Source organism: Streptomyces sp. NRRL WC-3742, assembly GCF_000720635.1.
Classification (GTDB): Bacteria; Actinomycetota; Actinomycetes; order Streptomycetales; family Streptomycetaceae; genus Kitasatospora.
Genome location: NZ_JOCF01000061.1, coordinates 87,263 through 108,030, shown reverse-complemented (window position 1 = coordinate 108,030; position 20,768 = coordinate 87,263). Strand labels below are relative to the sequence as shown.

The 20,768-nt window shown below is 73.4% G+C and carries 19 protein-coding genes and 1 pseudogene; 12 read left to right on the top strand and 8 right to left on the bottom strand.

The window, feature by feature from the left end; translation table 11 throughout:
* On the bottom strand, window positions 1-351 hold a 351-nt coding region (locus tag IH61_RS0129370), incomplete at its 3' end, for an ATP-binding protein (RefSeq protein ID WP_031075311.1).
* A 229-nt stretch (window positions 352-580) separates the two neighbouring features.
* Between IH61_RS0129370 and IH61_RS0129365 the strand changes: the two genes are divergently transcribed.
* The 9 genes from IH61_RS0129365 (at window position 581) to IH61_RS0129325 (ending at window position 10,881) form a co-directional block, all read left to right on the top strand.
* Window positions 581-1,411, top strand: coding sequence for a hypothetical protein (locus tag IH61_RS0129365; RefSeq protein WP_051838309.1), 831 nt, complete (start codon window positions 581-583; stop codon window positions 1,409-1,411).
* A gap of 147 nt (window positions 1,412-1,558) precedes the next feature.
* The gene (locus IH61_RS0129360) at window positions 1,559-2,323 is read left to right on the top strand and encodes a YcnI family protein (protein WP_037973514.1); all 765 of its coding nucleotides are present in this window, start codon (window positions 1,559-1,561) and stop codon (window positions 2,321-2,323) included.
* A 72-nt stretch (window positions 2,324-2,395) separates the two neighbouring features.
* Window positions 2,396-3,067, top strand: coding sequence for an SCO family protein (locus IH61_RS0129355; protein WP_031075303.1), 672 nt, complete (start codon window positions 2,396-2,398; stop codon window positions 3,065-3,067).
* Window positions 3,064-3,570 (top strand): copper chaperone PCu(A)C, encoded by a 507-nt coding sequence (locus IH61_RS0129350; protein WP_037973513.1) that lies wholly within the window; start codon window positions 3,064-3,066, stop codon window positions 3,568-3,570. The genes IH61_RS0129355 and IH61_RS0129350 overlap by 4 nt, the downstream gene beginning before the upstream one ends.
* Window positions 3,571-3,617: 47 nt before the next feature.
* Window positions 3,618-5,660: a copper resistance protein CopC gene (locus tag IH61_RS0129345; protein ID WP_031075294.1), complete on the top strand. Its 2,043-nt coding sequence runs from the start codon at window positions 3,618-3,620 to the stop codon at window positions 5,658-5,660.
* A gap of 5 nt (window positions 5,661-5,665) precedes the next feature.
* Complete coding sequence (gene efeB, locus IH61_RS0129340; protein WP_031075291.1) at window positions 5,666-6,934, top strand: iron uptake transporter deferrochelatase/peroxidase subunit; 1,269 nt, start codon at window positions 5,666-5,668, stop codon at window positions 6,932-6,934.
* 230 nt (window positions 6,935-7,164) lie between these two features.
* Window positions 7,165-8,106 carry a prephenate dehydratase gene (gene pheA, locus IH61_RS0129335; protein ID WP_031075289.1) on the top strand — a complete coding sequence of 314 codons (942 nt, stop codon included), beginning with the start codon at window positions 7,165-7,167 and terminating at the stop codon, window positions 8,104-8,106.
* 578 nt (window positions 8,107-8,684) lie between these two features.
* Window positions 8,685-9,959 (top strand): serine--tRNA ligase, encoded by a 1,275-nt coding sequence (gene serS, locus IH61_RS0129330; RefSeq protein WP_078911482.1) that lies wholly within the window; start codon window positions 8,685-8,687, stop codon window positions 9,957-9,959.
* A 67-nt stretch (window positions 9,960-10,026) separates the two neighbouring features.
* Window positions 10,027-10,881, top strand: a complete 855-nt coding sequence (locus IH61_RS0129325) for an HAD family hydrolase (RefSeq protein ID WP_031075285.1) — start codon at window positions 10,027-10,029, stop codon at window positions 10,879-10,881.
* A 36-nt stretch (window positions 10,882-10,917) separates the two neighbouring features.
* Here the strand turns inward: IH61_RS0129325 and IH61_RS0129320 are convergent, their stop codons facing one another.
* Window positions 10,918-11,829, bottom strand: a complete 912-nt coding sequence (locus tag IH61_RS0129320; protein WP_031075282.1) for a LysR family transcriptional regulator — start codon at window positions 11,827-11,829, stop codon at window positions 10,918-10,920.
* Between the two features lie 98 nt (window positions 11,830-11,927).
* On the opposite strand from IH61_RS0129320, the gene IH61_RS0129315 reads away from it, so the two are divergent.
* From IH61_RS0129315 to IH61_RS0129305, 3 genes are all read left to right on the top strand, one after another.
* The gene (locus IH61_RS0129315) at window positions 11,928-12,479 is read left to right on the top strand and encodes a nuclear transport factor 2 family protein (protein WP_234327382.1); all 552 of its coding nucleotides are present in this window, start codon (window positions 11,928-11,930) and stop codon (window positions 12,477-12,479) included.
* Between the two features lie 92 nt (window positions 12,480-12,571).
* Window positions 12,572-13,297, top strand: coding sequence for a FadR/GntR family transcriptional regulator (locus tag IH61_RS0129310; RefSeq protein WP_031075279.1), 726 nt, complete (start codon window positions 12,572-12,574; stop codon window positions 13,295-13,297).
* A gap of 66 nt (window positions 13,298-13,363) precedes the next feature.
* Window positions 13,364-14,611, top strand: a complete 1,248-nt coding sequence (locus IH61_RS0129305) for a CynX/NimT family MFS transporter (RefSeq protein WP_031075276.1) — start codon at window positions 13,364-13,366, stop codon at window positions 14,609-14,611.
* Between the two features lie 62 nt (window positions 14,612-14,673).
* On the opposite strand, the gene IH61_RS0129300 is transcribed toward IH61_RS0129305, so the two are convergent.
* The 6 genes and pseudogenes from IH61_RS0129300 to IH61_RS0129275 all read right to left on the bottom strand — a co-directional run bounded on the left by IH61_RS0129300 (window position 14,674) and on the right by IH61_RS0129275 (window position 20,656).
* Window positions 14,674-15,396: an ABC transporter permease gene (locus IH61_RS0129300; RefSeq protein ID WP_031075274.1), complete on the bottom strand. Its 723-nt coding sequence runs from the start codon at window positions 15,394-15,396 to the stop codon at window positions 14,674-14,676.
* Window positions 15,397-15,457: 61 nt separating this feature from the next.
* Window positions 15,458-16,309 (bottom strand): annotated as a pseudogene (locus IH61_RS0129295) (ABC transporter ATP-binding protein); the annotation flags it as partial.
* A gap of 75 nt (window positions 16,310-16,384) precedes the next feature.
* Window positions 16,385-17,281 carry an ABC transporter permease gene (locus IH61_RS0129290; protein WP_031075270.1) on the bottom strand — a complete coding sequence of 299 codons (897 nt, stop codon included), beginning with the start codon at window positions 17,279-17,281 and terminating at the stop codon, window positions 16,385-16,387.
* Window positions 17,265-18,263 carry an ABC transporter ATP-binding protein gene (locus tag IH61_RS0129285; protein ID WP_051838308.1) on the bottom strand — a complete coding sequence of 333 codons (999 nt, stop codon included), beginning with the start codon at window positions 18,261-18,263 and terminating at the stop codon, window positions 17,265-17,267. The genes IH61_RS0129290 and IH61_RS0129285 overlap by 17 nt, the downstream gene beginning before the upstream one ends.
* Window positions 18,264-18,493: 230 nt before the next feature.
* Window positions 18,494-19,549, bottom strand: coding sequence for an aldo/keto reductase (locus IH61_RS0129280; RefSeq protein WP_031075265.1), 1,056 nt, complete (start codon window positions 19,547-19,549; stop codon window positions 18,494-18,496).
* 114 nt (window positions 19,550-19,663) lie between these two features.
* Window positions 19,664-20,656 carry an SMP-30/gluconolactonase/LRE family protein gene (locus tag IH61_RS0129275; protein WP_051838306.1) on the bottom strand — a complete coding sequence of 331 codons (993 nt, stop codon included), beginning with the start codon at window positions 20,654-20,656 and terminating at the stop codon, window positions 19,664-19,666.
* Window positions 20,657-20,768: the final 112 nt, after the last annotated feature.

Below are 20,768 nucleotides of genomic sequence, written 5' to 3'. Positions count from 1 at the left end.
GCCCCGGCGGGGGCGGGGGTACGGGGCCGGGCGGGTGGCGGCGGCCTCGGGGGCGGCGGCGGGGCGGCGGGAGCGCGGGGCGGCGGGGGCGGGCAGGCCCGGGCCGGAGTCGGTGACCTCGATGCGCAGCCGGTCGCCGCTGATCGAGGCGGTGACCTGGAAGCCGTCCTCGGGTCGGCCGCAGGCGCCGTGCTCGACGGCGTTGGCGCACGCCTCGGTGAGGGCGACCCCGAGGTCGTGGGCGATCTGCGGGTCCACGCCCGCCGTCGCCATGGCACCGAGCAGGATGCGCCGGGCGAGCGGGACGCTGGCCGGGTCGCGCTTGAGGTGCAGAGTCCACCAGATGTCCACGGGAGGTCCCTCCTGGCTGCGGCTCCACATACAACTAGGTATCTCCGGGTGATTCCGCGGTGAACCGTGCCACGGGGGCGCTACCGCTCGTTCGGCGGATGGACTCGGGCCGGGGTCTGTGCCGGGCGGCGCACTGTTCACCCCTCGCGCCGCCGCCGAACGGGGCATTCGTAGGGATTTCCCACCCTGTCCGTGTCGGCCCGGTAGGCGGTGAGATGATGGCGCAGCCATGACTGCCCTCCCCGCCGCCCCGCTCCCGGGCGCCTCCGCCCCGGCCCGGCCGGTGGGGGCCGCCGCCTGGGACCTGAGGGTTGCCCGGGCTGTCCCGTTCGCGCTGGTGTGCACGCTGATAGCGGCCGTCGGACACGCGCTGGCGGGCGGCGGGAACGCGGCGCCGGTGGCGCTGGTGACGGGCTTCGCGGCGGTGCTGGTGTGCGCGGTGGCGCTGGGCGGGCGGGAACGTTCGCTGGCGGGCATCGCCGGGGCGCTGGGCGTCGGCCAACTGGGGCTGCACTGCCTCTTCCACGGTTTCGGTGCCTCCGCGATGGCGGGGATGCACCACCACGGCGGAGGCGGGGCCGGGGGCGCGATGGGCGTCCCGGAGGTGGCCACCAGGCTGATCTGCAACGAGGCCCGGCCGGGCACGCTGGCAGGTCTGCCGGGCGGGCCGACGGCCGAGCAGCTGGTCTCCTCGGCGGGTCTGGACCCGCACGCCTTCGCCACCGCGCCCTGGTGGCAGGGCGGGGTGCTGGGGATGACGCCCTCGATGCTGGCCGGGCACCTGGCGGCCGCGCTGGTGGCGGGCTGGTGGCTGCGGCGAGGCGAGGCCGCGCTGTGGCGGCTGCTGCGGGTGGCGGCCTCGGCGGCCCGGGAGCACTGGGCGGCTCCGCTGCGCTCGGCGCTGCTGCTGGCGGCCGCGCTGCTGCGCGGGCTGTTCGGCGTCGCGGGCCCGGAGCTCCGGTTCGGGCGCGGGGGCGGCGAGCCGCCGTTCCCGGTGGGTGCCGCGCTGCGGCACAGCGTGGTGCGGCGGGGGCCGCCGCGCGGGGCGTTCGCGTACTGACCCGGCCTTCCCGGCGGTTCGACGGCTCTGCCCGTACGGCCGTCCCGGGGCATGGGTGTGCGCGGTGACCGGACCGTCCTTCGATCACGAACGACGGCCTCAGGCTCGACCCCCACACGTCCTTCCTCCGATCGGAGACCCCGCATCATGCGTTCCCTTCCCACCCGCCGCATCGCCGCCGTCGCCCTGACCGCCGCCGCCTCCGTGGTGGCGCTGGCCGGCCCCGCGTTCGCGCACGTCACCGTGAACCCCGGCACGGCCTCGCAGGGCGGCTACACGGCCGTCGACTTCCGGGTGCCGAACGAGAGCGACACCGCGAGCACGGTGAAGCTGGAGGTCAACCTGCCCCTGGACCACCCGCTGGCCTCCGTGCGCACCCTGCCGATGCCGGGCTGGACCGCCGTCGTCGAGAAGTCCAAGCTCGACAAGCCGATCAAGGTCCACGGCAGCGACGTCAACGAGGCCGTCTCCAAGATCACCTGGACCGCCGACGCCGCCACCAAGATCGCCCCCGGCCAGTTCCAGGAGTTCCGCGTCTCCCTCGGCCCGCTGCCGACCGACGCCGACAGCATGGCGTTCAAGGCCCTGCAGACCTACGACAACGGCGACGTCGTCCGCTGGATCGACGAGTCCAAGGAGGGCCAGCCCGAGGCGGCCCACCCGGCGCCCGTCCTCAAGCTCACCAAGGCGTCGGGCGACGACCACCACGGTGCGGGCGCGAGCGCCACCGCCAGCCCGGCCGCCGGGACGCACGGCGACAGCTCGGACCACGCCGCCGCCTCCGACGGCGACAGGAAGGCCAGCGACTCCACCGCCCGCACCCTGGGCGTCGTCGGCATCGTGGTCGGCGTGATCGGCACCGCCGTCGGCATCGCGGGCCTGCGCCGCAAGAGCAGCGGCTCCGCCTCCTGATCCAGGCGTCGGCGGGGGCCGTCCCGCGACGGCCCCCGCCGGCGCTCCAGCGCGCACGATCGGAAACCCCCCATGCCCCGCACCTCCCGCACCACCCGCCTCGCCGGCGCCGCCGCCCTCGCGCTCGCCGCCGCCCTGACCCTCTCCGCCTGCGGTTCCGACGGTGGTGGCAGCGGCAATGCCGCCACCGTCGTCCAGCAGAAGGAGAAGACGCCCTACGAGGGCACCAAGCTCGCCAAGAACTTCGAGAAGCCCGACCTCCAGCTGACCGACACCAGCGGGCAGCCCTTCGACCTGCGCAAGCAGACCAACGGGCACAGCACCCTGCTGTTCTTCGGCTACACCAGCTGCCCGGACGTCTGCCCGACCACCATGGGCGACATCGGCGTGGCGATGAAGGCGCTGCCGGAGGAGGAGCGCAAGAAGGTCGACGTCGTCTTCGTCTCCACCGACCCGCAGCGCGACACCCCCAAGGTGCTGCGCACCTGGCTGGACTCGATGGGCAAGGACTTCATAGGTCTCACCGGCGACCTGGAGAAGGTGAAGGCCGCCGCCAAGTCACTGGGCATCATGATCGAGGACCCGGTGGTCAACGCGGACGGCACCGTCACCTCCACCCACGGCGCCCAGGTGCTGGCCTTCCTCCCCTCGGACGACAAGGCGCACGTGCTCTACATGAGCGGCACCGACGTGAAGACCTACACCCACGACCTGCCCCTGCTCGCCAAGGGGGTGGCGGCGTGACCGCCGCGGCCACCGGCACCTCCCGCCGCTTCCGCCGCTCGGCGCTGACCGGCGCGGTGCTGGCCACCGCCCTGGGCGCCGGGGCGATCCTCGCGGCCTGCGGCTCGGGCAGCCAGGCCGACGCGGGGACCGGCCCGGCGAAGCTGAGCGTCGCCGACTCCTACATCCCGCTGCCCCCGGCGGGCGGGATGGCGGCCGGGTACCTGACCGTGCGCAACGACGGCGGTCAGGACCAGCTGGTCAAGGTGAGCAGCCCGGGCGCGGAGTCGATCACCATGCACCGCTCGACGGCCTCGAGCATGGAGCAGGTCGAGAGCATGGACGTGCCCGCGCACGGCGCGCTGCAGCTCTCGCGCGGCGGCAACCACCTGATGATCATGGGCTGGCAGAAGGCCCCGGCCCTCGGCGACGAGGTCGAGCTGGACCTGACCTTCGCCAAGTCCGGCACCATCGCGGTCAAGGTGCCGGTCAAGGAGCTCACCTACCGCCCCGGCCAGAACTAGGTCGTGTCGACGTGAGCCGAAAGACACGACCCAGAGGACCCGCCAGCATGGAAACGGCCTTCACCCGCCGGACCGCCCGCCGGATCGTCCACCGCCGCCTGACCGGGCTGGTCGGGGTGCTCGGCGCGCTGCTCGCGCTGATGCTCGCCGCCGCCGGCCCCGCCTCCGCGCACGCCACCCTGGACTCCACCGACCCGCAGCAGAACTCGGTCGTCGCCACGGCCCCGCAGTCGGTCACCCTGACCTTCAGCGAGGAGGTGTCGCTCTCCGGCGACTCCGTCCGGGTCCTCGACCCGGCCGGCAAGGCGGTGGACGCCGGGAACCCCGTGCACGCGGACGGCAGGGCCAACACCGCCCGCGTCGGCCTGAACAGCGGCCTCGCCAACGGCACGTACACCGTGGCCTGGCGGGCCGTCTCCGCGGACTCGCACCCGGTGGGCGGGGCCTTCACCTTCTCCGTCGGCGCGCCCTCGGACACCTCCGTCTCCGCCTCCGCCCTCCAGGGCGCCGATGCGGACGGGCTGGTCGCCGCCCTCTACGGCACCGGGCGCACCGTCGCGTACGCGGCGTTCGCGCTGCTGGCCGGGGTGGCCGCGTTCGTACTGATCTGCTGGCCGGGCGGCACCGCCCGCCGGTCGGTGCAGCGGCTGCTGATGACCGGGTGGACGGCGCTGCTGGTCTCCACCGTCGCGGTGCTGATGCTGCGCGGCCCGTACGAGCGCGGGTCGGGGATCGGCAAGGCGTTCGACCTGTCGCTGGTGCGCGCCACCCTGGACGAGCGGATCGGCACCGCGCTGGCCGCGCGGCTGCTGCTGCTCGCGGCGGGCGGAGTGTTCCTGTCGCTGCTGGTCGGACAGCTGGGGCAGCCGCCCCGTACGGTGTCGGCCGCCTCTTCGGAGGCTCCCGAGGACGCTCCGGATGCCGAGAACGCCGAGGACGCCGAGGAGGCGGAGCTGCGCGAGCTGGAGCGCCGGGCCGCCGAGCGGCCGCAGCGGGAGACCAGGCTGGGCCTGGGTGTGGCCGGACTGGTGCTGGCCGTCGCGCTCTCGGCGACCTGGGTCGGCGCCGACCACGCCTCGGTCGGCATCCAGGTCTGGCTGGCGCTGCCGCTCGGCATGCTGCACCTGATCGCGATGGCGCTCTGGCTGGGCGGCCTGGCCGCACTGCTGGTGGCACTGCGCGAGGGCGTCGGCGCCGAGGTGGTGGACCGCTTCTCGAAGATCGCGTTCGGCTGCGTCGCCGTCCTGGCCGCCACGGGCCTCTACCAGTCCTGGCGGGGCCTCGGCAGCTGGGGCGCGCTCGGCGACACCGAGTACGGGCGGCTGCTGCTGGTGAAGACCGGTTGCGTCGTGGTGATGCTCGGCGTCGCCTGGATCTCCCGCACCTGGCTGGCCCGGCTGCGCGCGGCCCCGGAGGAGGCGGCGGAGGTCGAACCGGCCGAGCTGCCCGAGCCGGAGCCGGTGGCCGTCGCCGCGCACGGCGAGGACCCGGCCCGGCAGGCCCAGCTGGAGCGCCAGCGCGCGGCCCGGGAGAGCGCGGGGCGCGAGCGCGGGCTCACCCCGACGCGGGCGGGGCTGCGCCGCTCGGTGCTGGTGGAGGCGCTGGTCGCGGTGGCGGTGCTGGCCGTCACCACGATGCTGACCAACTCGCCGCCCGGGCGGGTGGCGGGCGAGGTCAAGGCCGCCGGGAACACCGCCCCCGCCGCCGGTGGTGCGGCCGGGGCCGCCCCGCAGACCGAGCCGGGGCGCACGGTGGAGCTGAAGCTCCCGTACGACACCAAGGGCCGCACCCCCAACGCCAAGGGCACCGCGACCGTCACCCTCAACCCGGCCCGGACCGGCCCCAACGAGGTGAAGCTCGCGCTGGACGGCGTGGACGGCAAGCCGGTCGAGGTGCCCGAGGTGCAGCTCGCCTTCACCCTGCCGGACCGCGACCTCGGCCCGCTGCCCGTCGTGCTCACCCCCCAGGGCCCGGGCCGCTGGAGCGGCACCACGCAGCTGCCGCTGGCCGGCACCTGGGTGGTGTCGGCACAGATCCGCTCCTCCGACATCGACCAGACCACCCCCACCCAGCAGTTCAGGATCGGGTGACGGCGATGGACGGGACCACCGACCGCGGTTTCACCAGGCGGGCGCTGATCGGCACCGCCGGAGCCGGGCTGCTCGCCGGCGCCGGGGCGGGGGCGGCCGGGGCCGTCGCCCTGGACCGGACCGCCGCCACGGGTGCGGCGTCGACCGCCGGGACGCCGGGCATCGGGGCGCTGGGCGCCGGACGGGTGAGGTTCCACGGGGAACATCAGGCGGGCATCCTGGAGCCGCAGCAGGCCCGGGTGCAGCTGGCCGCCTTCGACCTGGCCCAGGGCGTCGGCCGGGACGGGCTGCGCACCCTGTTCCAGCGCTGGTCCCGCGCCGCCGAGAGGCTGACCGCCGGGGAGCCCGTCGAGGAGTTCGAGGACCAGGTCGCGCTGGACGCCGGACCCTGCTCGCTCACCCTCACCGTGGGCGTGGGCGCCTCGCTCCTCGACAAGGCCGGGCTCACCGACCGCCGCCCGGCCGCGCTCGAGCCGCTGCCCGCCTTCCCCGGCGACGCCCTGGACCCGGCGCGCGGCGACGGGGACCTGTTCGTCCAGATCGGCGCCGACGACGCGCTGGTGGCGGTGCACGCCCTGCGGGTGCTGCAGCGGCTGGCGGCCGGGACGGCGGCGCTGCGCTGGCAGTCGGCCGGCTTCGCCCGGACGCCGGGCGCCGCCGCGCAGACCGTCACCGGGCGCAACCTGATGGGGCAGATCGACGGCACCAACAACCCCAAGCCCACCGAGGACGGCTTCGCGGACAAGGTGTTCTGCACCGCCGGCGAGGACCGGCCGGCCTGGCTGGCGGGCGGCTCGTACCTGGTGTTCCGGCGCATCCGGATGCTGCTGGACCACTGGGAGGCGCTGCCCGTCGACCGGCAGGAGCGGGTGATCGGGCGGCGCAAGTCGGACGGGGCCCCGCTGGGCACGCCCGCCGGGGCCGGGGAGCACGCCCCGGTGGACCTGGCGGCCCGGGGACAGGACGACGCGCTGGCCATCCCGGCCGACGCCCACATCCGGGTCGCCGCCCCGGCCGCGAACGGCGGGGCGGCGATGCTGCGGCGCGGGTTCTCGTACCACGACGGCCTGTCGGCGGACGGCAGCCCGGACGCCGGGCTGCTCTTCCTCGCCTTCCAGTCCGATCCGCGCCGGGGCTTCACCCCGGTGCAGCGCAAGCTCTCCCGGGGCGACGGGCTGTCGCGCTTCCTGCGGCACGAGGCGAGCGGGCTGTACGCGGTGCTGCCGGGGGTCGCGGCGGGCGGGTACCTGGGGCAGGAGCTGCTGGAGGGCTAGGTCATCACTTTCGGGGCCCGCCCGGCGTGATCCGGAAGTGACGCCCTGGGCTCCGCTTCCTGCCTTGTCCCATCCACGTCCCGTCCGTTGGAACAGGCCCGTTCCGGGTGGCCGGAATCGCTAGGGTGGCAGGAGGGGGACGGCGGTCGGTCCACGGCGCCGGACCCCTTCTTCCGTTCCATCTTCTTGCGTTTCTTCGTTCCGATCGCTGAGACCTCCGGAGGCGTCCAATGTCGGCCACGGCCACGCGCTACACCTATCTCGGCCCGGCCGGCACGTTCACGGAGGCGGCGCTGCACACCCTGCCCGAGGCGGCGACCCGGGAGCTGGTGCCGCTGTCCTCGGTGGCGCTGACCCTGGACGCGGTGCGCAACGGGGACGCCTCCGGGGCGTTCGTGCCGATCGAGAACTCCGTCGAGGGCGCCGTCACCGCGACCAACGACGAACTCGCCTCCGGCGCACCGCTGATGATCTACCGCGAGGTGCTGCTGCCGATCACCTTCGCACTGCTGGTGCGGCCGGGCACCGAGCTGTCGGAGATCAGGACGGTCACCAGCCACCCCGTCGCCCAGCCGCAGGTGCGGCGCTGGATGGCCTCGAACCTGCCGGAGGCCGTCTGGGAGTCGGCCGCCTCCAACGCGGACGGCGCGCGGCTGGTGGCGGAGGGCCGCTACGACGGGGCGTTCGCGGGCGAGTTCGCGGCGCCGATCTACGGCCTCGACCCGCTGGTCAAGGACATCGCCGACGCCAAGACGGCGACCACCCGGTTCGTCCTGGTCGGCCGGCCCGGGCGGATCTCCTCGGCGACCGGCGCGGACAAGACCTCGTTGGTGGCCTGGCTGCCGGACGACCACCCCGGTGCGCTGCTGGAACTGCTCCAGGAGTTCGCGGTGCGCGGGGTCAACCTGATGCGGATCGAGTCCCGGCCGACCGGTGAGGGGCTGGGCAGCTACTGCTTCCTCATCGACTGCGAGGGGCACCTGTCCGAGCGCCGGGTGGGCGAGGCGATGATGGGCCTCAAGCGGATCTGTCCGCAGGTGCGCTTCCTCGGCTCCTATCCGCGCGCCGACAAGCAGGTCTCGACCCTTCGCCGGCCCGGAACCTCGGACGACGATTTCACCGAGGCGACGGACTGGCTCTCCCGCTGCCTCGACGGGCGCGCGGACAGCTAGGGCGTGCCTTTCGGGTCACGCCCAGGACGCCCCCCAAGGGACGCCTGTCGTCTTTCCTTGCTTTTCCCGACGTTTTCGACCGGTTTCGATCGCGGCGATCGAGCGGGGTCGCGTGAGTCCACCGCGGCCCCGCAGTCCGTTCCGCCTTCGTCCACAGGGCCCGCCCCGGGCGGGGCCCGCTGTCCACAGGCCCGCGCGCTGTCCACAGCCGGAAGTTATCCACAGGTCTGGGGACGAGTCGACAAACCGGTATAGCCATTGCCCAGACCCGGTCGGACCATCGGTTTGCGTCGCAGAGATGACTAATCCGACCAGAGTCACCCGCTTGCCTGCAAATCACCCGTCCGAGTGCTTCAATTCCCTCGCCCGAGTGGGTCAGGTGAGGTTTGAAACCTCAATTCCCTGGTTCGGATTCGCGGAGGGTGACCGTCCCCCTCTCTCCACAGGCTCGGGGCGGAGCCTGTGGATAACCCGCCCCGACGAACTTCCCCACAGAAGTTATCCACAGGACGGACCGAGTTATCCCCAGGGGAAATCCGGTACCGGTGGGGAACCCTCCGCCCGGTACGCTAGGGCCTGTGATTGACCTTCGCCTGCTCCGTGAGGACCCTGACCGAGTGCGCGCTTCGCAGCGCGTCCGTGGCGAGGACGTCGACGTCGTCGACGCCCTCCTCTCCGCCGACGAACGGCGCCGGTCCTCGGGCAGTCGCTTCGACGAACTGCGCAACGAGCAGCGGGTGCTCGGCAAGCAGGTCGCCCAGGCCAAGGGCGACGAGAAGGCCGCCCTGCTCCAGCGCACCAAGGACCTCGCCGCCGAGGTCAAGGCCGCCGACGCCGAGCAGAGCGCCGCCAAGGAGGAAGCGGACCGCCTGCTGCGCTCCCTGGCGAACCTCATCGACCCGGCCGCTCCGATCGGTGGCGAGGAGGACTTCGTCACGCTCGAGGAGATCGGCACCCCGCGCGACTTCGCCGCCGAGGGCTTCGAGCCCCGCGACCACGTCGAGCTCGGCCAGATCCTCGGCGCCATCGACACCGAGCGCGGTGCCAAGGTCGCCGGCGCCCGCTCCTACTACCTGACCGGTGTCGGCGCGCTGTTGGAGCTCGCCCTGGTCAACATGGCCATCGCGCAGGCCACCGCGGCCGGCTTCATCCCGATGATCACCCCGACCCTGGTCCGCCCCGCGGCCATGGACGGCACCGGGTTCCTCGGCCAGGCCGCCGAGAACGTCTACCACCTCGCCGAGGACGACCGGTACCTCGTCGGCACCAGCGAGGTGCCGCTGGCGGCGTACCACATGGACGAGATCCTCGACGCCGACAAGCTGCCGCTGCGCTACGCCGGGTACTCCTCCTGCTTCCGCCGCGAGGCCGGCACGTACGGCAAGGACACCCGCGGCATCATCCGCGTCCACCAGTTCGAGAAGGTGGAGATGTTCGTCTACACCACTCCGGAGGAGGCGGAGGCCGAGCACCGCCGCCTGCTCCAGTGGGAGAAGGACTTCCTCAACGCCCTCGAGCTGCCCTACCGGGTCATCGACGTCGCCTCCGGCGACCTCGGCGCCTCGGCGGCCCGCAAGTTCGACATCGAGGCGTGGATCCCCACCCAGGGCAAGTACCGCGAGGTCACCTCGACCTCCAACACCACCGAGTACCAGGCCCGCCGGCTCTCCATCCGGATGCGCGAGGAGGGCAGGACCCGCCCGCTCGCCACCCTCAACGGCACCCTGGTCGCCATCCCGCGCACCATCGTGGCCATCCTGGAGAACCACCAGCAGGCCGACGGCTCGGTCGTCGTGCCGGAGGCGCTGCGGCCCTTCCTCGGCGGGCGGACCGTCCTCGAGCCGGTCAAGTAAGCCCCGGCTCCACCTGTTCCACCAGCTCCACCGGCTCCATCCGCAGAACCCGGGAGACGTACGGCCCATGAGCAGCACCAGCCCCGCCCTCCCGGCCGACGCGCGTGCGAACGGTGGCGACCTGCCCTACCGGCTGGTCGCCACCGACCTCGACGGCACGCTGCTCACCAGCACCGAGACCGTCTCCGAGCGCACCCGCGCCGCCCTGGCCTCGGCCACCGGCGCGGGCGCGCTCCACATCGTCGTCACCGGCCGCTCGGCGGTCTGGGCCCGGCCCGTCTTCGACGAGATCGGGTACACCGGCATAGCGGTCTGCGGGCAGGGCGCCCAGGTCTACGACGCCGGCGCGCACAAGCTGCTCACCTCCCTGACCCTCGACCGGCGCCTCGCCGCGCACGCGATCGAGAAGATCGAGGCCGAGGTCGGGCCGCTGGCCGTCGCCGCCAACCAGGACGGCCTGGACGGGCAGGTGCTCGCCGGGCCCGGGTACGAGCTGATCATCGGCTCGGACCTGCCGGTGGTGCGCGTCGAACGCGACGAGCTGCTGGCCTCGCCCGTCAGCAAGCTCTACATCCAGCACCCGGGCCTCGACGACGACGCCCTCGCGGAGGCCGCCCGCAACGCGGCCGGCGGGCTGGTCGGCGTGGTGATGGCCGGGGCCGGCGTGGTGGAACTGCTGCCGCTCGGGCTCTCCAAGGCCACGGGCCTCGCCGTCGCCGCCCGCCGCCTGGGCGTGCGCGCGGCCGACACCATCGCCTTCGGCGACATGCCCAACGACGTCCCGATGTTCGGCTGGGCCGCGCACGGCGTGGCCATGGCGGGGGCGCACGAGGAGCTGCTGGCCGTCGCGGACGAGGTCACGGCGGGCAACGACGAGGACGGCGTCGCCCTCGTCCTGGAGCGCCTCTTCCCCGCCCGGTAGCCACGCCGCCCGGCAGTCACGCCCGGCATTCACCGCTCAGGCCGGACCGATCACGGCGAGGGCGGCCTCTCCGAAGGCCCGGACCCGGGCGGTGGCCCCGTCGGCGGGCCACACCAGGCTCCACTCGACCGGCTCGGCGTCCGTGAGGAGCACGTACGCGACGTCCGGGCGGGCGAAGTACCGCCGGGCGTGGGCGCCCACCTCGAAGACGCCCTCCCCCGCGCCCACCAGGGTGAGCGCCTCGTTGAACGTCGTCGCCTCCGGGCCGAGGGGGCCGAGGGGGCCGAACCCGCCGAGCCCGCCGAGCCCGCCGAGCCCGCCCAGCGGCGTACGGTCCTCGGCCGCGCTGAGCGTCCCGGGCAGCCGCAGCACCGTCACCCCGCCCAACTCCGCCAGGGAGACGGCGCCCCGGCGGGCGAACGGGTGCCCGGCCGGCACGGCGAGCATCCGCGCCTCGCGCACCAGGACCGGGCCCGCCGCGACGTCCTCCCCGCGCACCGGCTGGCAGGTCAGCGCGAGTTCGACCGCGCCCTCGCGCAACCACGGCATGACCTCGGGCAGTTGGGCCTCCCGCAGCCGCACCTCGCAGTCCGGGTGCCGCTCGCGGAACTCCTGCGCGATGCCCGCCAGCAGCTGGCCCGCCGCCGGGCCGACGAAGGCGACCCGCAGCCGCCCGCTCAGGCCCCGCCCGGCCTCCACCGCCCGCACGACGGCGGCGCCGATCCGCTCCCAGGCGGGCCGGACCTCCCCGTACAACTCCAGCCCCGCCGGCGAGAGTCGGACCCGGCGGCTGGTGCGGTGGAACAGCGGGACGCCGATCCGGCGCTCCAGTTTCGCGATCGTCTGGCTGATCCTCGCCGTGGAGACGTGCAGCCGCTCCGCCGTCCGCCCGAAGTGCAGCTCCTCGGCGAGCGTCAGGAACGCCTCCACCTCGTACCGCTCCAACATCCCGGCCCCTCCCCCGTCCGGCCGATCGTCAACCGGGGCTTAACGATCGTGCCTCACAAGCGCGTTGATGCCCCGTCCGGCGAGCGGAAGGATCACAGGTGTCGAAAGACCGGAAGATCCGCCCCCGCCGAGGAGAGTCCATCATGTACGTCACCGCACCCCAGGCCCTGACCGCCCCGGCCCAGGACACCGCCGCCGTGGTCGCCGAGCTGCGCGACCGCGCGGAGATCCTCGACGCGCTCTACCGCTTCGGCCTCGGCCAGGACCTCAAGGACCGGGAGCTGTTCGCCTCGGCCTTCTCCGAGGACGCCGAGCTCGACTTCCGCCCGGCCGCCGCCAAGTGGGGCGGCGAGCCCCCGCTGATGACCGGCCGGGACTTCATCGTCGACACCATCCTGGCGATGTTCACCGGCCGGATCGACACCACCCACCAGGTCACCAACCCCCGGATCGTCGTCGACGGCGACACCGCCCGCCTCACCGCCCTGGTGGAGGCCCAGCACCTGCTGATCGCCGACCCGGCCGTCCACGCGCTGCTCAAGAACCCCTACGACGTGGAGCTGGTCCGCGACGGCGACCGCTGGGTCGTGCGGCGGATGCGCATCGACAACACCTGGTTCACCGGGGAGCCGAAGGCCGTCTTCGGCTGATCGCCGCGAATGGAGGGGGGTTGTAGGATGACCGGGCAAGCGGTTGTAGGATGACCGACGACCGATGAACGGTGTGCGAAGGGAGCCCCGGTATGAGCGGCGAGAGCCTGCAGGCGGCCGGGCGGCGCTCCCTGGTGGACACCGCGATCGAGCAGCTGCGCGCGCAGGTGGTCGGCGGGAGCTGGCCCCTCGGGTCGCAGATCCCGACCGAGCACGAGCTCGCCGAGCAGCTGCGGGTCGGCCGCAACACCGTGCGGGAGGCCATCCGGGTGCTGGTGCACGCCGGGATGCTGGTCACGCGCCAGGGCGAGGGCACCTTCGTCCGCTCCACCAGCGACCCGGCCGCCGTCCTGCGGGGCGTCCAGCGCTCCGGCGTCCGGGACGTCCTGGAGGTCCGCGCCGCGCTGGAGGCGGAGGCCGCCCGGCTGGCCGCGCTGCGGCACACCCCCGAGGACGTCCGGCGGATGCGGGCCGCGCTGGCCCGCGAGGCCGAGGTCATGGCGGCGAACCCGGATCGGGCCAACCGCGAGGCGACCGTCGAGCACGACCTGGAGTTCCACACCGCCGTCGTCGACGCCGCGCACAACCCGGCGCTGGCCGAGGTGTACCGGTACTTCGGCGCCTCCGTGCGCGAGTCGATGACCACCGCCTTCGGCGACCACGAGATGCCCGAGGTGGACGTGGCCACCCACGCGGCGCTGGTCGACGCGATCGAGAGCGGCGACCCGGACCGCGCCGAGGCGGCCTGTCGCGAGCTGCTCGCCGAGCCCACCGCAGCCGTCGAGCAGCTGCTCGCCGCCATCGCGGCGCGGAAGTAGGACGGCGCGAGCCGCCCCCTTCCGCCGTCCGCCAGCAAGCCCCGTACACGAAAGAACCGCACAACCATGGCCGTCACCCGTGCCCAGCAGCCGGTGGTCACCACCTCCGCCGCGCTCCCCGTCCGCTCCCGGCTGGCCCACCCCGCGCTGCTGCTGACCGGCATCCTGCTGGTCGCGCTCAACATGCGCGCCTGCCTCGCGGCCGTCTCGCCGATGGTCGCCGAGATCCAGCGCACCTTCGGCCTCTCGGCCACCGCCAGCGGGCTGATCACCACCGTGCCGGTGCTGTTCCAGGGCGTCGGCGCGCCGCTCACGCCCCGACTGACCCGCCGCTTCGGCGCCGAGCGCGTCGTCCTGGGCGCCGTGCTGGTGCTGGGCGCGGGCGTGCTGCTGCGGGTGCTGCCCTCGGTGTACGCGCTCTATCTGGGCTGCATGGTGATCGGCGTGGCGATCGCGGTGCTGAACGTGTCGATGCCGGGCCTGGTCAAGCGGGAGTTCCCGGACCGCGCGGCGACGATGACCGGCGTCTACTCGACGACCATGCTGGTCGGCGCGACCCTGGCCGCAGGGCTCTCCGTCCCGCTGGAGCACGCGCTCGGCGGCGGCTGGGAAGCCTCGCTGGGCGTCTGGTCGCTGCTCGCCGTCGTCGCCGCGGTGGCCTGGCTGCCGCAGGTGCTGCGCTCGCGGCAGGAGCGGGCCGAGGAGCAGGCGCGGGTGGCCGCCGTCCAGCCCGGCAAGCCGATCGCGGGGCTGTGGAGGACGCCGCTGGCCTGGCAGATCAGCCTCTTCATGGGCATCTCGTCGCTGCTGGTCTACATCGTCGTCGCCTGGATGCCGACCATCCTGGCCGACCAGGGCATGGAGCGCGGCCAGGCCGCGCTGGCCTTCGCCTTCTCCAACCTGCTGCAGGTCGTGGGCGCCTTCCTGGTGCCGCTGCTGGCCGGCCGGATGACCCGCCAGCGCGGGCTGGCCGTCACGATGGCGGCGCTGAACGGGCTGGGCATCGCCGTGCTGCTGGCGGCTCCGGTCTCCGGCGCCTGGGTGGCGGCGGCGATCCTCGGGGTCGCCCAGGGCGGCTCGCTGGGCCTGGGCCTGGCGTTCATCGTGCTGCGAACCGGCTCCGCGGCCGGGGCCGCCCAGCTGGGCGGCATGTCGCAGGCGATCGGCTACGTCGTCGCGGCGGCGGGCCCGGTCGGAGCCGGTGCGCTGCACCAGCTGACCGGCGGCTGGACGGCTCCGCTGACGGTGATGCTCGTGCTGGCCGCCGTGGTCGGCGTGGCCGGCTGGGGCGCGGGGCGCGACCGGACGCTGTAGGGCCTGCCGGACAGGCCCTAGTCCCGGTGGCCCCGCGCACGACGGGCCGGGCTGCTCCTCGGCTATTCCTCGGCGGCCAGGGTCAGCCCGGCCAGCTTCACCGAGGCGAAGGCCGTGGCGCCGACGGTGACCACCGCCAGCAGGATCACGCCCGCGCCCAGCGAGACCGCGGGGTTGAGGTTGGTGGTGTCCCCGGCGACGGCCTCGGCCACCGCCCGCCCCCACTGCTGGATGCTGAGCGTCCGGGCGCCCTCGACGTAGTTGCCGACCAGCGCCTCCCAGACCAGCGCGTACGCCAGCCCGGCCACCACCGCGTGCCGGGTGATCACGCCGAGCATCAGGAACAGTGCGCTGTACGCGGCGCCCGAGACCAGCACGGCCACGGTGTAGCCGAGCGCCAGCCCGTCCTTGGTGCCGTACATCAGCAGCCCGGCGATCAGGGTCGGGACGGCGGCGAACACCCAGGTGGTGACGACGGCGACGGCCAGCTTGGTGGTGATGATCCGCCAGCGCGGCAGCGGCTTCGCGAGCAGGTAGACGATCGAGCCGTCGTCGATCTCGGTGGCGATCACGCCGGTGCCGACGACCAGGCCCAGGATCGGCACCAGGGTGCCGAGGTCGAGGTCGCCGAGGATCTTGACGGTGAGGTCCAGCTTGTCGCCGTCCGTGCTCGCGGCCAGGGCGGCGATCAGCAGCAGCAGCGCGGGGACCACCAGCAGCAGGAGGCCGCGGCGGCGGCCCAGCAGGCCGCGTACGGTCAACCTGGCGACGGTCGGGTTCATGATCGGTCGGCCCCTTCCCGGGTCCAGTTGTCGGCGCGGTCTTCGGGGTCGCGGTCGGCCCGGCTCATGCGGAGACCAGGTAGGAGAAGACGCTCTCCAGCGACTCGTCCGCCGGGGAGACGGTGTACAGCCGGATGCCTGCCTCGCGGGCGACGGCGGGCAGCAGGGTGGTGAAGCCCTGGAAGTTCACCGCCTCGATGCGCAGCGCCCGTTCCCGTTCGTCGACCTCGATGCCGCTGGTGGAGCCGTCCGCGATCAGGGCGGCGGCGAGGCGGCGGTCGTCGCTGGAGCGGACGAGGTAGCGGTGCGGGCGGTCGGTCATCAGCCGGCGGATCTTGCGGAAGTCGCCGGAGGCGGCGTGACGGCCGGCGACGATCACCTCGATGTGCCGGGCGAGCTGCTCGACCTCCTCCAGGATGTGCGAGGAAAACAGCACCGTCCGCCCGTCCGCGCCGAAGCGGCGCAGCAGCTCCATCAGCTGGAGGCGCTGGCGCGGGTCCATGCCGTTGAAGGGCTCGTCGAGCAGCAGGACGGACGGCTCGTGGACCAGCGCGGAGGCCATCTTGACGCGCTGCTTCATGCCCTTGGAGTAGGTGCCGGTGCGGCGGTCCTTGGCGTAGGCCATCTCGACCAGGTCGAGGGCCTTGCGGGCGGCGGCGCCCGGGTGGGTGAGGCCGTGCAGCTCGGCGTTGGCGAGGACGAACTCCCAGCCCGTCAGGTAGTCGTACATCGACTCCCGCTCCGGGACGAGGCCGACCTGCCGGTACACCTCCTGGTTGCGCCAGATCGGGGCGCCGTCCAGGGTGACCGAGCCGCTGGAGGGGGCCAGGAAGCCGCTCATCATGTGGATGAGGGTCGACTTCCCGGCGCCGTTCGGGCCGAGCAGGCCCGTGATGCCCGGGCCGATCGTCATGGAGACGTCGTTGACCGCGACCACGTTCCCGAACCAGCGGGAGACCTTGTCGATGGTGATGGTGGCCATGCCGCCCTCTCAGATGGTCTTGTAGCGGCGCAGCAGCAGCCGGTAGGAGCCGGCCACCATCGCCACGGCGACGAGCGCGAACACCATCACGCCGAACCCGCCCGGCGCGTGCCGGCGGTCCAGCCCGCTGCCGAGGTCGAACAGTTCGTTGACCAGGCTCTCCACCAGGGTGTCCGGCGAGACCAGGGCCGTCCACTGCGCGGCGTCCGCGGTGTCCGTCCCCCGGGTCATGCCGATCGTGACCGCCGAGAGCGTCGCGCTGACCGCCAGGTAGCCCATGATGGCGGCCACCCCGAAGCCCCGGCGCGGGGTGCTCGCCGCGATCACCAGGGCGATCGAGGTCGGCACCAGGGAGTGGAGCAGGGCCGCGAACAGCCCGTACAGGAAGTGCTCGGTGTTGTCGCCGAAGTCCATCCCGCCGAGCAGCGCCCCCGCGTACAGCACCACCAACGGGGCCAGCATCAGCAGGAACTGGGCGCAGAACATGGCCGCGAACTTGGCGCGGACGTAGTCGGTGCGGGTGATCGGGCGGGAGAAGTACAGCGGGACGGTGTTGTAGCGAAGGTCCCGGGAGAGCAGGACGGGCGCCTGGGCGGCGAGGAAGATCCAGAGGAGGATGCCGACGGCGGACAGGTAGCTCGCGTACTCGAGGGGCAGGACTTCCTGCTTCGCCGCGACGGCGATCGCCACGGCGATCGCGGCGGGCACCGTCACCGCGCCGAGCACCAGCATCGGCAGCACCTTGGACTTGCCGGAGCGGCCGAGGCCGTACGCGGCGCGCAGGCTCTGGGTGAAGAGCGAGCGGGTCGCGTAGGCGCGGCCGAGGCGGGGGCCGTTGTAGCCGCGGTAGCCGATGTCGTGGATGACGCCGGTGTCGGCGGTCCTGGTGTCAGGAGGCAGCGACATCGTCCGTACCTCCCCTGGGGTTCTGCGCGGCGGTGTCGCCCGCGTCGGTGTCGCCCGCGTCGGTGAAGAGTTCGGCGACGCGGTGGCGGCGCTGCTCCAACCGGACCAGGCCGAGGCCGAGTTCGGCGACGGTGTCGCGGATGGTGTCGTAGGTGTCCTCGCCGGCGAGCCTGACCAGCAGCAGGTGCGAGCCCTCCGACTGGACGGACAGCCCCTCGGCGGCGAGGCGTTCGCGGACGGCGGGGCCCGGCTCCAGCGCCTGGTCCCGCGGGTGGTCGGTCACCTCGACCGCGAGGACGGCCGTCGCCTCCGTGAAGGAGGCGGTGGAGGAGGAGCGCAGCAGCTTGCCGCCGTCGATGACGACCAGGTGGTCGCAGGTGCGCTCCAGCTCGCCGAGGAGGTGGGTGGTGACCAGCACCGAGATGCCGAAGTCGCTGTGCACGCGCCGGATCAGGCCGAGCATCTCGTCGCGGCCGGCCGGGTCGAGGCCGTTGGTCGGCTCGTCCAGCAGCACCAGCTTCGGGTCGTGCACCAGGGCCTGGGCGAGCTTGACGCGCTGCTTCATGCCCGTCGAGTAGCCGCCCATCGGACGGTACCGCTCCTCGTACAGGCCGACGTGGCGCAGGGTGTCGGCGGTGCGCTCGCGGGCGGCGGTGGCGGGCAGGCCCGCCATCCGGGCCATGTGCACCACGAACTCGGTCGCGGAGACGTCCGGCGGAAGGCAGTCGTGCTCGGGCATGTAGCCGACGAGCTCACGGATGTCGGAGCCGCGCGTGGCGATGTCCAGGCCGAGGACCTCACCCCGGCCCGACGTCGCCGGGGCCAGCCCGAGCAGGATCTTGATGAGTGTGGACTTGCCCGCGCCATTGGACCCGACCAGCCCGACCACCCCCGGCTGCACCTCGACGGTGAGCTGGTCGAGAGCCGTGACACGGGGGAACCTCTTGGTGAGGCCGTCCGTCTTGATGACAGCTGTGGACACGCCTCACAACGTAACGGGCCCGCCCGGCAGCGGGCATGAGCTGGAATGACGAGGGCTCCTGCTGCTGCGGTATGACTCCCGGGCGGATCTCCCCTAGGGGGCGCGACCTCGGAGTTCTCCCCGGGCCGCCAGGAGCGCGGCCGGTCCGGGCGAGCCGGCGGCCGTCCCGCCGGGACGAGCTGGTGCGGACGGCTGCCGGGCTCGGGGGAGTGGGAACGCTCGTGGACCGGTCAGGCTCGGGAGGGGCCTGCTCCTGCTCCGGTGGTCGTGATGGCTGCGGCGATCTCGTCGAGGTCGGCCGGGGTGAGGTGCACATCGGCTGCCCCGGTCCAGCCGTTGACCTGGGCGGGGGTGCGGGCGCCGACGATGGCGCCGGTGATGCCGGGCCAGGCCAGTACCCAGGCAACGGCGGTCTCGGCGACGGTGGCGTCGTGGCGCTCGGCGATCGGGCGCAGGGCGTCGGCGAGCCGGAGGTTCGCGGTCAGTCCGGTGGTGAAGTCCGCGTGCGCGGAGCGCCAGTCGTCGGCGGGCAGGTTCGCGGCGCGCTCGGCGGTGAACGCCCCGGTCAGGAGCCCGGATTGGAGCGGGGAGTACGCGATGACGCCGGTGCCGTGGGCTTCGGCCCAGGCGATGTCGGGGGCGGCGGTGCGGTTGATCGCGGAGAACGGTGGCTGGATGGCATCCACGTGCGCGATGCTCTCGGCGGCGTCCAGTTCCGCGACGGCATGGTTGGACAGGCCGATGGCGCGGACCTTGCCCTCGGCTTTCAGGTCGGCCATGGTTTGCCAGTACTCGGCCAGCGGCGTCGCGTTCGGGGACACTGCCCCCGTGCCGTTGCCGGTGTATTCGAGGGACTCGCCGGTGTCGGGGTAGTGCACCTGGTACAGGTCGATGCGCTCGACGCCCAGGCGTCGCAGGGAGTCCTCGACCTCGCGGCGAACACCGGCGGGCTTCATGATCCGGCGCGGGGACGCGTGGGGATCAGCCGGGTCCCAGACCAGGCCGGCCTTGGTGAACACGAAGGGCCGGTCGGCCTCGGGGAGATCTGCGATGGCCTTGCCGACGAGTTCCTCGGAGTGCCCGAGGCCGTAGACCGCGGCGGTGTCGATCCAGTTGACTCCCCGGCTCAGGGCGTGGCGGATCGCGGCGACGGACTCGGTGTCGTCGCTCGCGCCCCAGCCGAATGCCCAGCCGGAGCCGGACACCGCCCACGACCCGAAGCCGAGCCGGGTGATGTCCATGTCCGTGCTGCCCAGGCGGCGGGTGGGCAGGCTGTCATGCGTCATGTCGGTGTGCTCCTCGGTCGTTGAAGTCGGTGTTCTGCTCGCGGCCGGCGCCGCTGACGCTGACGCTGACGGGCAGCGCCGCTGACGCTGACCGGGAGGGGGCCTGGCCGGATGTCACTTCAGATCGCGCAGCGGGACGCGGACGACGGAGTACGGGAGGTGCGGGTCGCCGACGGCCCACTGGAAGTTGACGGCGAGGATCGCGTCGCCGTCGAACGCACCGGTGGAGGGCCGGTCGAGCAGGGGGTTCGTCGCGCGCCGGTCGAGGGTGCCGGAGGCGTACCCGGGGTCGAGCCGGACGATGTCGACGATGCTGTGGTTGTCGCCGATGTGGTCGACGCTGCTGAGGGCGTACAGCGTGTGCCCGCGGATCAGCAGGCCGTCGCCGGTGACGCCCGCGCCACCGAGGTCGATCCTGCGGATCTCCTTGGTGCGGCGGTCGATGCGGTACAGGGCGCTGTCGTTGTCGTGCGCGACGATGACGTACCGCTGGTCCGGGGTGACGACGATGCCGTTGAGGTTGAAACCGTCGCGGAAGACGATCGGGGTGCCGGCGAACTCCTCGAACACCGGCAGCCGGGAGACGGCCGGGGCGTGGCTGCCGAGTTGGTCGGCGGCGATCCGGTACAGGCGCGGCCGCACCGAGTCGGTGACGTAGACGTCGCCGTCGTCGGCGACGGTCAGATCGTTGAGGAAGCCTTCGGTCGGGCCGGTGTCGAAGGTGTGCAGCAGCTTGCCGGTGTGCGTGTCGTACACCCAGACCAGCCCGGTGAGGCCGCCCGCGATGATCAGACGTCCGTGCGCGTCGACCTTCATCCCGACCGCGGTGGTACGCCCGTCGACGCCCGGGGGCAGGAACGTCTCGACGGCCCCGGTGCGCAGGTCGCCCCGGTAGACAGCGCCATCACCGGTGCTCCCGGTGTAGAAGTACGGCTGGTAGGGGTCCCGGGCGATCCCTTCCGGACCCGCCTTGGTTCCCGGGACGGCCCACACCGTCGGCCGATGGGCAGCGGTGGGGCGCGGGTCGTTCGGTGCCGCCGCGGCGAGGGGTGCGGCCACCGTGGCAGCTGCGCCGATGACGGTCGCGAGGGCGATGGCGCGGAGCATGGTCCGAGGGGTTCGCATGGTGTGCCTTCGGTTCGTTGGAGTGGTGCGGACGACCACCGGGCGGGGTGCGCTGCCGCGGTGCGGCCGAGTGGCCGAGCGGCCGATGCGGAGG